The organism is Actinomadura citrea (assembly GCF_013409045.1).
Taxonomy (GTDB): domain Bacteria; phylum Actinomycetota; class Actinomycetes; order Streptosporangiales; family Streptosporangiaceae; genus Spirillospora; species Spirillospora citrea.
This window is the reverse complement of sequence record NZ_JACCBT010000001.1, coordinates 8,846,090-8,860,011: the sequence shown is the minus strand read 5'-3', so window position 1 is coordinate 8,860,011 and position 13,922 is coordinate 8,846,090. Positions and strand designations below refer to the sequence as shown.

4 protein-coding genes are annotated in these 13,922 nt (G+C 72.5%); 2 read left to right on the top strand and 2 right to left on the bottom strand.

Annotation, left to right across the window (positions count from 1 at the left end):
• Nucleotides 1-5: 5 nt before the first annotated feature.
• Nucleotides 6-2,816: an MMPL family transporter gene (locus tag BJ999_RS40565; protein ID WP_179838130.1), complete on the top strand. Its 2,811-nt coding sequence runs from the start codon at nucleotides 6-8 to the stop codon at nucleotides 2,814-2,816.
• A gap of 244 nt (nucleotides 2,817-3,060) precedes the next feature.
• Here BJ999_RS40565 and BJ999_RS40560 read toward each other — a convergent pair whose 3' ends face one another.
• Both BJ999_RS40560 and BJ999_RS43360 read right to left on the bottom strand, forming a co-directional pair.
• On the bottom strand, nucleotides 3,061-4,290 hold the full coding sequence (locus BJ999_RS40560) for a glycosyltransferase (RefSeq protein WP_179838129.1): 1,230 nt from the start codon (nucleotides 4,288-4,290) through the stop codon (nucleotides 3,061-3,063).
• Between the two features lie 8 nt (nucleotides 4,291-4,298).
• Nucleotides 4,299-7,013: an MDR family MFS transporter gene (locus BJ999_RS43360; protein WP_268247762.1), complete on the bottom strand. Its 2,715-nt coding sequence runs from the start codon at nucleotides 7,011-7,013 to the stop codon at nucleotides 4,299-4,301.
• 358 nt (nucleotides 7,014-7,371) lie between these two features.
• On the opposite strand from BJ999_RS43360, the gene BJ999_RS40550 reads away from it, so the two are divergent.
• Nucleotides 7,372-13,887 (top strand): type I polyketide synthase, encoded by a 6,516-nt coding sequence (locus BJ999_RS40550; RefSeq protein WP_179838127.1) that lies wholly within the window; start codon nucleotides 7,372-7,374, stop codon nucleotides 13,885-13,887.
• Nucleotides 13,888-13,922: the final 35 nt, after the last annotated feature.

Here is a 13,922-nt window from a genome sequence, read left to right as displayed (position 1 = left end):
GGATCATGCTTTCGGGGCTGGGGCGTCTCATCCACCGGCGACGCTGGACCAGCCTCGTCCTGATCCTGATCATGACCGGGGTGGCGGGCGCCTGGGGACTCGGCGTGTTCGCCAAGTTCAAGGAGGGCGGCTTCGAGGACCCCGACGCGTCCTCGACGCTCGTCGCCAAGCTGGGCGCGACCTACTTCGGCAGCACCAACCCCGACGTCCTCGTCCTGTATTCGAGCGACACGATGACGGTGGACGACCCGCGCTTCGAGGCGAGCGTCGTCACCACCATCGCGCGGCTGCCCAAGGCCCAGGTCGACGAGATCATCTCCTACTGGTCGTTCAACGGCGAGGCCGCGCGCACGTTCGCCTCCCACGACCGGCACTCGACCTTCGTCGCGGTGAAGCTGAAGGGCAAGGAGGGCGCGGACAAGACGGAGAACTACCACGCCGTCAAGGACCGCATGGCCGCGCCAGGGCTCGACGTCCGGTACGGCGGCAGCGTCCCGCTGGGCGAGGAGTTCGGCAAGCAGGTCGTGGCCGACATCGTCCGCGCGGAGACCATCACCGCACTGCCCCTGCTCATCCTGCTCGTCATCCTGTTCGGCGCCGTGATGGCCTCGGTCCTGCCCATCGTCGTGGCCGTCTTCTCGACGGTCGGCGGACTGGCCGTCCTGCACGTGGTGACGTACACGGCGGACGTGACGTCCTTCGCTCTGGAAGTCGTCACGATGATGGGCGTCGGCCTGGCGATCGACTACTCGCTGTTCATCATCAGCCGTTTCCGTGAGGAACTTCAGCGCGGCATGGCCGCGCAAGGTCTGCCACCCGGAAAACCCTGGAAGCGGGAACGCGACAAGGCAGCGCGCAAGGCCGCGAAGAAGGCGTACAGGACGGCGCTCAAACCCATACGCGAGGCCGCCCTGGCCGCCACCATGGCGACCGCCGGCCGCACCATCATGGTCAGCGGCATCACCGTCTCGGCGGCTCTCGCGGGCCTCCTGCTCTTCCCGCAGATGTTCCTCCGGACGATCGGGCTCGCCGGCATAGCCACCGTCATGGTCGCGGTGTTCGGAGCCACCGTCCTGCTGCCGACGCTCTTGGCCCTCCTAGGGCCGCGTGTCGAAGGCGGGCAGATGTGGTGGCGGCGCCCCACGGCCAAGCGCGCGCGGCGAGACCCCGAGAGCGGCTTCTGGTACCGGCTCGGTCACAGCGTGATGAAGCACCCGCTCCCGTACTTCGCGGTCGTGCTCGTCATCCTGGGCGTGATGTTCGTGCCGTTCCTGAACGTCCAGTTCGGCAGCGTGGACGCCCGCGTCCTGCCCAAGGGCAGCCCCACCCGCGCCGTGGTCGAGACCATCAAGAAGGACTTCCCCAACGGATCCGTCGAGCCGATCGACGTGGTGGTGTCCGGAGACCTCATCCCGCGCGACTGGACGCCGTCCGGCAAGGGCGACCCCATCCCGCCCTACCTGGAGCAGTTCAGGAAGCAGCTCGCGTCCCTCCCCGGTGTCACCGAGGCCCAGTTCACCGGCTACTCCGGCTCGTACGGGGGCGTGCGCATCTCCGTCACGCACAAGTACGAGCCGATGGACCAGCACGCCCAGGATCTCGTCACCAAGATCCGCGGGTTGAGCCTGTCCAAGGACGGCTACCCGATGCACATCGACGTCGGCGGCAGCACCGCCGCCCAGATGGACCTGATGTCGAGCCTGATGAGATCTCTGCCGAAGATGGCGCTCGTCGTCGGGATCGCCACGTTCGTCCTGCTCTTCATGTTCTTCGGCTCGATCGTCCTGCCGCTGAAGGCCATCGTCATGAACGTCCTGTCGATCGGCGCCTCGTTCGGCGCGATCGTCTGGGGCTTCCAGTACGGGCACCTCGCCGGGCTGCTGGACTTCACCCCCACCGGCGGCGTCGAGGCCACCAGCATGATCCTCATCCTCGCGGTCGTGTTCGGCCTGTCCATGGACTACGAGGTCTTCCTGCTGAGCCGCATCCGCGAGGAATGGGACCTCACGCACGACAACCGCGTCGCCGTCGCGTCCGGGATGCAGCACACGGGCGGCATCATCACCAGCGCCGCGCTGCTCTTCCTCCTCGTCATCGCCGCGTTCAGCATGGCCGGGATCACCGTCGTGAAGCTGATCGGCGTCGGCATGTTCGTGGCCGTCGTCGTGGACGCCGCTCTCGTCCGCTCCCTCCTCGTCCCCGCCACGATGCGCTTCATGGGCGCGGCCAACTGGTGGTTGCCGGGCTTCCTCGCCGGCCTGCACGCCCGCATGGACCTGCGCGAGCGCAACGCCCTCGTCCCGGCCGGCGCCACCGTGACCCCGCCCCGACTCCCGGAAGAGCAGCCCTTCCCCTACGCCATCAACTGGGCGGACGCGACCCCGCCTCCCACGGGCGCCGCGCCGCCGAACGGGCACGCCCGCCCGGACATCGCCGACCCGACCGGGATGCGGCCCGCCATGCCGGAGCCACCTCTCGCCCGCCAGGACCCCGAACCGCCCGGCCCGAATGCTCCTTCGGCCAAGGCCCCCGTGGACGTGCCGCGCGCCCGTCGGCGACCGGACACGAACGCCGCGTTCCAGCCCGCCCCGCAGCCGGGCGCAGGCGAGTCGCCGAAAATGGTCTTCCGGACGGCTCCGGCTGACGCGGAGTCCGGCCGGCCGCCGCAGCCCGATGGAGCGCCCTGGGCGCCGTGGGCGAACGGCCCGCCGCAACCGGCGCCGCGCACCGCCCCCCGCAGCAGACGCGTGATCGTCCCCAACCCGGACGGCTCAGGCTGGCACTGGGGCGAAGAACAGGACGCCCCAAACCCCTGAAAAGGCAGGGACGCATTTGATGCGGCTCAGTCCGTGCACCGACCGGGGGACGAGGTGTGACGACCTGGGCATGCATGGACTGGATGCAGGTGGCAGGACGAACCTGATGAAGCGGTCGAGTCCTGACCAGACGACTTGACCGCCGACCGCTCCGCAAGACACGCCTTGCCTGGCCGTAAGGCATGCCGCACCCCGTCGCCCCGTCGGAGGAGGGGCCGCTCGCGCGATGTGACGATGACGTCCATCAAAGGAGCGAGTCGATGATCTCCTGTGCCCGTCCGATGCCGTCCTCGTCCCGGATGCGGCGGCCCAGCTCACTCGCCCGGTCGGCCATCCCCTGATCCCGGACCGCGCGCCGGATCTTCGAGGCGAGCCGCGGCACGGTCATCGCGCGGAACGGCAGCGGGGCGGGCCCCGCCCCCAGCGCCGCGACGCGTTCGCCCCAGTACGGCTGGTCGCCGAAGAACGGGCACACCACGGTGGGCACACCCGCCCGCAGCCCCGCCGCCGTCGTGCCGGCGCCCCCGTGGTGCACGACCGCCGCCATGCGCGGGAACAGCCACGAGTGCGGCACGTCCCGGACGGCGAACACGTCCTCGTCCGACCTCGCCGGGTCGCCCTGCACGATGCCCCGGACTCCGGCGAGCTTCAGCGCCGCCCGCACGGCCATGCCGGTCATCTCGGCGTCCTTCGGCACCATGCTCCCGAACCCGACGTACACCGGCGCGGGCCCCGCCGCCAGGAACTCTGCGAGTTCCCCGGGAGGCTCCCACTCCGGCTCGTCGAGGAACCAGTAGCCCGTCAGGTTCACGTTGGAGGCCCAGTCCCCGGGGCGCGGAACCACAACCGGACTGAAGCACGCCAGCACCGGGGCACCGTCGGTCCGCCGGCCCCGCAACGGCAGCCGCGGCAATCCGAGCGACCTGTCCCGCCACGGGTTGATGAACGGGCGCGAGAGCTGCCACGCGATCTGGTCGACCGCGAGGAAGCTCGCCCGATTCGCCCAAGGCCCGAGCACGCGCGCCTGCGGGACGAACGGGTGCGGGAACGCCCCGGTCGGCTCGCTCGGCTGGAAATGAATCAACGCCCACGGAACACCGAGATGTTCGCCCAGATGCCGAGGAAGGAATCCCAGTGTGGGGCCCAAGATCAGATCCGCGCCCTTACAGGCGTCCGAACACTCCGCCAGCAGCCGCTCGGCCATCGGCCCGAGGATCCGCCGGAAGCCGCCGAGGAACTTCACCGGATTCCGCCCCCCGGCCAGCAACTCCTGCCCGGCGTCCGATTCGAGGATCTCCGTCGGATCCGCCGTCAGCGGCGCGAGCTCCAGCCCCGCCGCGACGACCATGGGCGAGTACCGCGCACTCGCCACCAGCCGCACGTCGTCTCCCCGCGCCCGCAGCGCCCGCCCCAGCGCCACGCAGGGCTGGATGTCCCCCCGCGACCCCGCCGCGAAGATCACGATCCGGCTCACGCTACCTCCTACCAGGCATCACTGCGCGGGACGATGTGAGGGCCCTCCGCCGGCTCCTCCTCGGGCACGTAAGGCTCGTACCACCCCTCCGGCGGCGCCGGCCGCCCCCCGTCCTCGAGTTCGTCGCACCCCACCGAACTCCCGTCCGCCGGACCGGCACCCGCCCCCTCCACCACCGAAGCGGCGCCGCCCCCGGCGCCGCCCTCCGAGCCGTCCGCAAGCCCCTCGCCACTCTTCGCAGGCTCCCCGGCGTCCACCGGACGCCCGTGCGGCGGCGCCGCTGCGCCCTCGGACGACGGCGTCCCGGCCTCGCGGACGATGGCCTCCGGCCCGTGGAACCGTCCCCCGCCACTCTCGCCGAGGCCGGTGTGCGCATCGGGTTTCATCGGGTGTTCGTACGGCAGAGTGGTCGCGCTCTCGCCCGGGAGCTCCCCAGGGCCCTCGGCGGCTCCCAGGTCGTCTCCCCAGCGGCCCTCAGCACCTTCGCCAAGCTCGACATGCTCCCGAAGGCTTGTTGGACTTTCGTACGCGCTCGTGTTCTTTGCCTCTTCGGTCTCCCTGGGGCCGACTCCCGATCCGGGCGGAATCCCGACTGGCTCTTCGGGGTCGGCGTGTTCTGCGAAGGGCATCGGACTTTCGTGCGGTGGCGCGTCCATCGCCGGCGGGTCATCGGCGACCTCGGCGTCGGATCCCGAGCGGTTCTCCCATGGGAGCTCGGCCCCCAGTTCAGGACGCTCTCGGGAGTCTGCCGCAGGTCCGCGCGGTGGCTCGCTCATGGCCTCGGGCGTCCCGGCGGGCTCCAGGCCGCCGCCGGGTGGGGCCTCTTCGCCCTCGACGGTCTCCCCGTGGTCGACCTCCACGAGGGCGGGCGCCTCCTCCGAGGCAGCACGCAGGCCCGCCTCGTCCCACTGGGAGTCGGGCGCTCCGGCGATATCGCGTTCGTCCTGTGAGCTTGGGCTCCGCAGGGCTTTCGCGTCTTGGGACGGTGCCGTGTCCCGGCGCGGGGGGCTCCCCGGGGTGGCGGAGTGAGGGAGCGTTGCGGGGGGCTCGGGCAATGGTCCGGTCGGTGAGGGGCCGGAGGGGCCGGGGGCGCCGGGGGGCGGCTCGGGGGTGGGCCAGTCTTTCCAAGGGTTGGGGGTGGGCGGAGGCGGGGGCCAGGGGGTTTCGGTGGTCCAGGCGTGGGTGTCGTCTTGGGGCTTCGGGTCGGAGTCGGTCCACCAGTGGGGGCCCGGAGTGGGGTCGGGCATGGGGTCTTCCTCCCAGGTGAGGGGGAGTGGGAGGGGCTCGCCCGGCGGGGTGGCGACGGCGATCGGGGCGGTCAGGGCGGGGACGGGGTCGCGGGGTGGCGAGGCGGGGCGGCGGGGTGCGGGTTCGACGAGGGGGGAGGACTTGCCGTGCTTGGGGCCCAGCCAGCCGCGGCGGCTGGGGAGGGTGAGGCCGCTGATCAGGCCGCCGATGAGGACGAGAGCGGCGCCGAGGATGAGGCCGGAGGCGGTGCCGCTGCGGAACGTCTCCAGCTCGGCGGCGCTCGCGCCCTCCTCCGGGACGTGGTGGATGAGCAGGCCGACGATGGCGATGCCGAAGGCGCCCGAGGCCTCGCGGATGACGTTGATGATGCCGCTCGCGACGCCCGCCTGCTGCTCCGGGACGGCCTTCAGGACGTACATGACGAGCGGCATGCCCATCGCGGCGCCGACGCCGACGATCATGACGCCGGGCATGAGGTCGGCGTAGCCGTCGCCCTGCTGGATGGTGGAGAACAGGAACATGCCGAAGGCCATGAGGGCGAGGCCGCCGCCGATGGCGGGGCGGGGGCCGAGCTTGGCGGCCAGCCAGAACGCGACGGGCGTCATGACCATGATGGCGATGGACGGCGGCAGCATCACCAGGCCCGCCTGGGGCGGGGAGAAGCCGAGGAAGCGCTGCAGGAACGTCGCCGAATAGAAGATCATCCCGTTGAAGCCGATGCCGTAGAGCATCTGGGAGAGCAGGCCGCCGGCGAAGACCCGGTTGCGGAAGAACCGCAGATTGATCATCGGGTCGGGAGCCCAGCTCTCCACCAGGACGAAGCAGGCCAGGGCGATGAACGCGAGCGCGAACACGCTGAGGACGGACGGGTCGGCCCAGCCGTGCTTGTTCCCGGACTCCAGCCCGTAGGTGAAGGCGAACAGCATCGTGGCGGAGATGAGCACGCCGGGCAGGTCGACGCGGGCGTCGCGGTTCTCGCCCTTGCCGGTGAGGACGACCAGGCCGAGCAGGATGACCAGGATGCCGGGGACGATGTTGATCAGGAAGATCCAGCCCCAGCTCCACTGCTGGACGATGAAGCCGCCGATGGTGGGGCCGAGGGCGGTGGCGCTGGAGCCGGCGCCGACCCAGACGATCGTGCCGAGGGAGCGCTGCTTGTCGGTGCGTCCGACGGTGACCATGACCTGCGTGGCGGGGAGTGCCAGCGCGGCGCCGGCGCCCTGCGCGACGCGGGCGAGGATGAGGGTCGCCGAGTCGGGGGCGAGGCCGCAGACGGCGGACGCGGCGGTGAAGACGACCATCCCGGACACGAAGGTGACGCGGCAGCCGAAGACGTCGGTGAGGCGCCCGCCCGCCACCATCAGGCACGAGAACATCAGGATGTAGCCGGTGGCGACCCAGTCCTTGGCCGAGTTGGACATGTCGAGGTCGCTCATGATGGTGGGCAGCGCGTTCGCGACCACCGTGTTGTCCATGGTGATCATGAATGCGCTGACGGCCACCACCGCCAGCGCCCATCGATATCGGCCGCGGGTCAACAGTCCGTACGGCGTGAACTCCCGCACCGGCCGCGGAAATCCGCCGCTTCCCCCTAAAAACAGTCGTCGCTATTGTTACTATTGGTTTGCACTTCGTTACTCAGCCCTGACTCCAGGCCGTGGTACCACAACTATCCCATCAGGCCACATTGGTTACTGCCGAGTCTTGTCATCGCCGTGACAAGACATGGGGGAGAAAAGTGGTCTGGGTGCGCATCGTGAGTCGGTCATCGTAAGACAAAGTGGTCCCTCCGCTTCGCCGAACGATCCCGGTTTCATGGGGGGAACCCACCGCATGCAGAGCAACGATCGTTCCGGAGCCGCGCGGGAGAACGCGCAGGACGAGACACGGATCAGCGAGGATTCGGTCCGCCGGCACCTGATCGAGCAGATCGCGCGCCGCTCCAGGACCACCGCCGCCGAAGTCGACCCCGACCGGCCGCTGGAGGAGTTCGGTCTGGCCTCCAGGGACGCGGTCGCGATCGCCGGCGAGCTTGAGCAGATGCTCGGGCGGGCCCTCCCCGCCACCCTCGTCTGGGAACATCCGACGATCAACAAGCTCTCCGTCGCGCTGGCCGGCGGGACCCCCGAGGAGACCCCGGCGCCGGAGCCGGCCGTGAGGCGGGCCGCGGGCGACGAGCCGATCGCCGTCGTCGGCGTCGGTCTGCGCTTCCCCGGCGGCGGCCGCGACCTGACCGGCCCGGACGACTACTGGCGCTTCCTGACCGGGCGCGGCGACGCGATCCGCGAGGTGCCGGACGGCCGGTGGGACGCGTTCGACGACGGCTCCCCCGAGGTCGGCGACCTGCTCGCCAGTACGACGCGGCTCGGCGGCTTCCTCCGGGACGTCGCCGAGTTCGACGCGCAGTTCTTCGGCATCACCCCGCGCGAGGCCGCGGTCATGGACCCGCAGCAGCGGCTCGTCCTCGAGGTCGCGTGGGAGGCGTTCGAGCACGCCGGCATCGGCCCGGCGTCGCTGCGCGGCAGCCGCACGGGCGTCTTCGTCGGCGTGTCCGCGCCGGAGTACGCCGCGTTCACGGCGTCCGACCTGGCGTCCCTCGAACCGTTCACGGCGACGGGCGCGGCGCTCAGCATCATCGCGGGCCGGCTGTCGTACCTGCTCGACCTGCGCGGCCCCAGCATGATCGTCGACACGGCGTGCTCGTCGTCGCTGGTCTCGGCGCATCTCGCCGTGCAGGCGCTGCGCAGCGGCGAGGCCGACGTGGCGCTGGCCGGGGGCGTGAACCTGCTGCTGTCGCCGACCGTCACGATGACGTTCGACCTCGCCGGCGGGACGGCGGCGGACGGGCACTGCAAGGCGTTCGACGCGTCCGCCGACGGCATGGTCCGCGCGGAGGGCTGCGGCGCCGTCGTCCTGAAGCGGCTGTCGGACGCGGAGCGGGACGGCGACCGCGTCCTCGCCGTGATCCGCGGCTCCGGCGTCAACTCCGACGGGCGCTCGAACGGCCTCGTCGCCCCGAACTCCGACGCGCAGCGCGCCCTGCTGCGGGACGTGTACGCGAGCGCGGGCATCGACACGCGAGAGGTCGACTACGTCGAGGCCCACGGGACGGGGACGTTCCTCGGCGACCCCATCGAGGCCAAGGCCGTCGGCGACGTCCTGGGCGCGGGCCGCGACCCCGAGGAGCCGCTGCTGCTCGGCTCCGCGAAGTCCAATCTCGGGCACATGGAGTCCGCGGCGGGCATCGCGGGCCTCATCAAGACGGTCCTCGCGCTGCACCACCGGGTCATTCCGCCGAGCGCGCACTACAAGGAGCCCAACCCGCACATCCCGTTCGACGAGCTGCGCCTCGCGGTCGTCGCGGAGGAGACGCCGTGGCCTGACCGGGGGCGTCCCGCACGGGCCGGTGTGTCCGGATTCGGCTTCGGCGGGACGAACGCGCACGTCGTCCTGGAAGAGGCGCCCGCGCAGGAGACGACCGTCCATCCGGCCGTGGTCAGGACGTTCCCGCTGTCCGACACCAGCGACGACCGTATCCGCGACCATGCGGCCCTCCTGGCCGAGTGGCTCCCGAACCAGGACGTGAGTCTCGCCGACGTCGCCCGCACCCTGCACCGGCGTGCCGGCCGTGGACGGGCCCGCGCCGCCGTGGCCGCCAGAGACCGCGCAGGGCTCGTCGAAGGGCTGACCGCCCTCGCCGAAGGCCGTCCCCACCCGGGATCGGTGACGGGTACGGCGCTCGGCGCGCCCGGCCGTCCCGTGTGGGTGTTCTCCGGCTACGGGGCACAGCGCGCGGGCATGGCGCAGCGGCTCCTGGAGGAGGAGCCCGCGTTCGCCGAGGCCATCGACGACCTGGACGGCCTGTTCGCCGAGGAGGGCGGCCCCGACCTGTGGACGCTCCTCGAAGAGGGCCGCAGGCCGGACGGCCCGGCCGACACGATGCCGGTGCTGTTCGCCATCCAGGTCGCCCTCGCCCGCATGTGGCGGGCGTACGGCGTCACGCCCGGCGCGGTGGTCGGCCACTCGATGGGCGAGGTCGCGGCGGCCGTCGTCGCGGGCGCGCTCACCGTGGAGGACGGCGTCCGCGTCATCTGCCGCCGGTCCCGCCTGCTGACGCGGCTCGTCGGCGGCGGTGCGATGGCGGTCCTCGGCGCGTCCGCCGCTGAGGTCGCACGGCTCGGCGCGGGCCTGCCCGAGGTCTACGCGGCCGTGCACTCCTCGCCGAGGCAGACCGTGGTGACCGGAGACGCCGACCAGATCGCCGAGATCGTCAAGCGGGCCGAGGCCGAGGGCCGGCTCGCCCGGCTGGTGCAGGCCGAGGGCGCAGGCCACTCGCCCCAGGTCGACCCTCTCCTTCCCGAGCTGCGCGAACTCCTCGCCGACGTGGGCGCCGAGCGGGGCGCCCCGCTCGCCGAAGGCATCAGGCTCTATACCAGCGCCCTGGACGACCCCCGCGCCTACCTCGACTCCGCGTCCGCCCTCGGCGTCGACCACTGGGCGGCGAACCTGCGGAACGCGGTGCGGCTCACGGACGCCGTCGCGGCCGCCGCAGACGACGGGTTCCGGACGTTCGTCGAGGTCAACGCGCACCCGATCCTGGCGCACGCGGTCGGCGAGACCCTGGAGGGGACGGGCGCGCTCGTCACCCACACGCTCAAGCGGGCGCCGAAGGGCCAGGAGACCGACGACACGCTGACGTTCCACGCGCAGCTCGCCACCCTGGCCGCGCACGGCCATGCGACCGGCAGGCCCGTGGACGGAGGGATCGTCGACGTCCCGCAGTCGCCGTGGCGGCACGAGCGGCACTGGGTCGACCTGTCGGCGCGCACGCCCGGCAAGAACGACGAACATCCGCTCCTCGGCGCGTATGTGGAGCTTCCCGGCGAAGACCGGCACGCCTGGCGCGCCGACGTGGGGCTCGCCGCCCGGCCGTGGCCGGCCGCGGCGGCCGTCCACGGGCTGCACGCCCTGCCGGTCGCGGCGTTCGCGGAGATGGCGCTCGCCGCCGGGGCGGCCGCGCTCGGCGGCGAGGACGTCCGTGTCAACAGCCTGTGGATGGAGCGGCCGCTCGCGCTCGCCGACCACACGACCGTGACGACGACGTTCACCGAGGCGGAGCAGCGGGTGGAGATCCACGCGCTGACCCCGGCGGGCACGTGGGCGCGGCTGGCCAGCGCGGACGTCGGCGAGGACCACCGTCCCCCCGCCGCTACCGGACCGGGCGCGGCCACCGAGGTCGCCGCCGCCGAGCGCGGCAGCCGCCACTACCGGCTGCACCCCGAGGTCTTCGACCGCTGCCTGTCCGTCCTGTCGGACGAGGCGGCGGGAGGCGACGGCGGCGTGTGGCGGGCCGAGACGATCGGCAGCCTCCGCGTGTTCGGCCCGACGCATCGCGGCGGGCACGTGCGGGCGAAGGTCGTCCGGAACGAGGAGGACGTGACGGGCTCGGTCGCGCTTCTGGCGGCGGACGGCCAGGTCCTCGCCGAGGCGACCGGCATCGTGCTCCGACGGGTCGAGCGCCACGACGTCCCCGTCCCGCTCGCCGACAAGCTGGTCGAACTCGTCTGGGACGAGACGCCCCTTCCGGAGGGCGCCGAGCCGTCCGAAGGCGGCACCTGGCTGGTGCTGGCCGAGGAGGACGACGCGCTGGGCGACGCGACGGCCGCCGGCCTGGAAGAACGCGGGAAGCGCGTCGTCCGGCACCGCCCGACGAAACGGCCGCCGGACGACCACCCGGCCATGGACGAGCCGGTCGAGGGCGTCGTGCTCGTCCCGTCCGCCGATCTCGTGGACGAGGAGCTCGTCCTCGCCGTCGCCGGGGTGAGCCGCTCGCTCCCCGACGGCCCCCGCCTCTATGTCGCGACCCGCTCCGCCTTGCCCCTGGCAGGCGAGGGCGTCCCCGGCCACGGATTCGTCAGCGCGCTCACCAGGGTTCTGGCATTCGAACGCACCGTCCAGCGCGCCACCCATGTGGACGTCGACCGACCCGCGGATCTCGTCGCGGAACTCCTGGCGGGCGACGACGCGCGGGAGGTCGCCTGGCGCGCCGGCACCCGGCATGTGGCGCGCCTCGCCCAAGCCGTCCTGCCCGAGGCGCCGGCCAAGAAGAAGCGTGTCGTCCGGCGTGGCGGTGCCTACGTCATCACCGGCGGGTACGGCGGGATCGGCCTGGTCACCGCACGGCTGCTGGCCGAGCGGGGTGCCGGGCGCATCGTCCTGTCCGGGCGCGGCGGCCCCGACGCCGACGCCGAGAAGGTGATCGCCCGCCTGCGCGAGGACGGCGTGGACGTGGGCATCGTGCTCGGCGACATCGCCCGGCCCGGCACGGCCGAGCGCCTCGTCAGGGTCGCCCAGGAGGGCGGAACCAGGCTGTGCGGCGTGGTCCACGGCGCCGGAGCGATCGACGACCGGCTGATCGCCGACCTCGGCCCGGAGGATCTCCACAGGGTGTGGACGGCGAAGGTCGAGGGCGCGCGGCGGCTCAGCGAGGCCACCTGGGACCTCGACCTCGACTGGCTCGTCATGCACTCCTCGGCGGCCGCGCTGCTCGGCTCGCCGGGGCAGGCCGCCTACGCCGCCGCGAACGCCGCGATCGACGCGCTCATGGCGTACCGGCGCGCGAACGGGCGCCCCGGGACGACCATCAACTGGGGCACGTGGTCGCAGGTCGGCGGGGCCGCCGAGACGTCGGTCACCGTGATCGACCCGATCAGCCCGGCGGAGGGCGCGGAGGCGCTGGAGGCGCTCCTCGTGCACGGCAGGGCGGCGACGGGCGTGCTGCGCTTCGATCCCGCCACCGCGGTCGGGCTGTTCCCCGAGATCCGGAACATGCCGTACTTCGCCGCGCTCACCGAGGCGGCCGACGAGCTGGGCGCCGACGACGCCGGCGACTGGCCCGGTGTGGAGGCGCTCAGGGAGCTCGACCCGGCGACCGCCCGCAGGATGATCGCGGCGCAGGTCAGGCACCGGATCGCGGCCGTGCTCGGCTTCGATCCGCAGCGCCTGGACCCGTCCGTCCCGCTCACCGACCTCGGCCTGGACTCCCTCGTCGCGGTCCGGATCAAGAGCGGCGTCGAGCACGACCTCGGGCTGACCGTCCCGGCGTCGGTGCTGCTCCAGGGCGCCAGCGTGAACGTGTTCGAGGAGTGGGCGGCCGGCGAGCTCGGTCTGGCCGACGCCCCCGCTCCCGCGGCGGTCTCGAACGCCGAGTCCGGGTACGTGATGCCGCGCGACGCCGCCGAGCGCCTCGCCGTCCGCATCTTCGAGGACGTCCTCGGCCTCGACCGCGTCGGCGTCACCGCCGACTTCTTCTCCGACCTCGGCGGGCGGGACGACCAGGCCGACCGGGTCGTCGCGCTCGTCGCGCAGGAGCTCGGCGCCGAGGTCACCCGCGGGGAGCTGTTCGAGCCGCCGACGGCGCAGAACGTCGCCGAGTACCTCAGGGCGGCCGACGAGGAGGCGGCGCGGCAGACCGTACGCCCGCTGAACCGGAGCCGTTCCGGGGGGCGTGGGGGGCCGTCCCCCCACGATGACACGTCCGGCGACCGGCGGCCGATCTTCATCGCGCACCCGGCCGGCGGCACCACCGCCTGCTACCGCCAGCTCATCGACCTGCTCGGCGACGACCAGCCGGTGTACGGGCTGGAGCGGTTCGAGGACGCGCCGCCGGTCGAGGAGCGCGCCGCCCGCTACGTCCGGCACCTGCTGGAGGCGCAGCCCGAGGGCGCGTTCCGGCTCGGCGGCTGGTCGTTCGGCGGCGTCCTCGCCTACGAGACGGCCCGGCAGCTGACGGCGGCGGGGCGCGAGGTCGAGTTCGTCGCGCTGTTCGACGCGGGCCTACCGCTGGCCGTGGACGACGAGTCCGACACGCTCGCCCGCCGCTTCTCCGCGTTCGCCGACTACATCAACGAGACCTACGGCCTGGAGGTCGCCCTCACCTACGAGGAGCTGTCCGGGCTGGACGAGGAGTCACAGTTCGCGCTGGTCATGGAGCGTGCGGCGCCGCTGGTGGACCACATCCCCCCGGCGGCGCTCACCCACCAGCTCACGTCCCACCAGGACACCCGTTCCCTGGAGGCGTACAAGCCGGAGCCCTACGACGGGCACGTCGTCCTCTACTACGCGCCCGAGGAGACCCCCTGGGCGGTGCGGGACGCACGCTACGTGCTCGACGGGACCAACGGTTTCGGCGGGCTCTGCGCCGACCTGGAGATCGTCACGATCCCCGGTGCGCACCATCTCAACCTGCTCGATCCGCCCGGTGTGGGCGTTCTCGCCGCACACCTGGAGGCCCGGCTCGCGGGACGGCGGGAGAGCGACGCCGTCCCCACGCCGATCACGGCCCGCTGAGGGCCGCCCCCCGAACCCCGTTCCACGGAGGACAC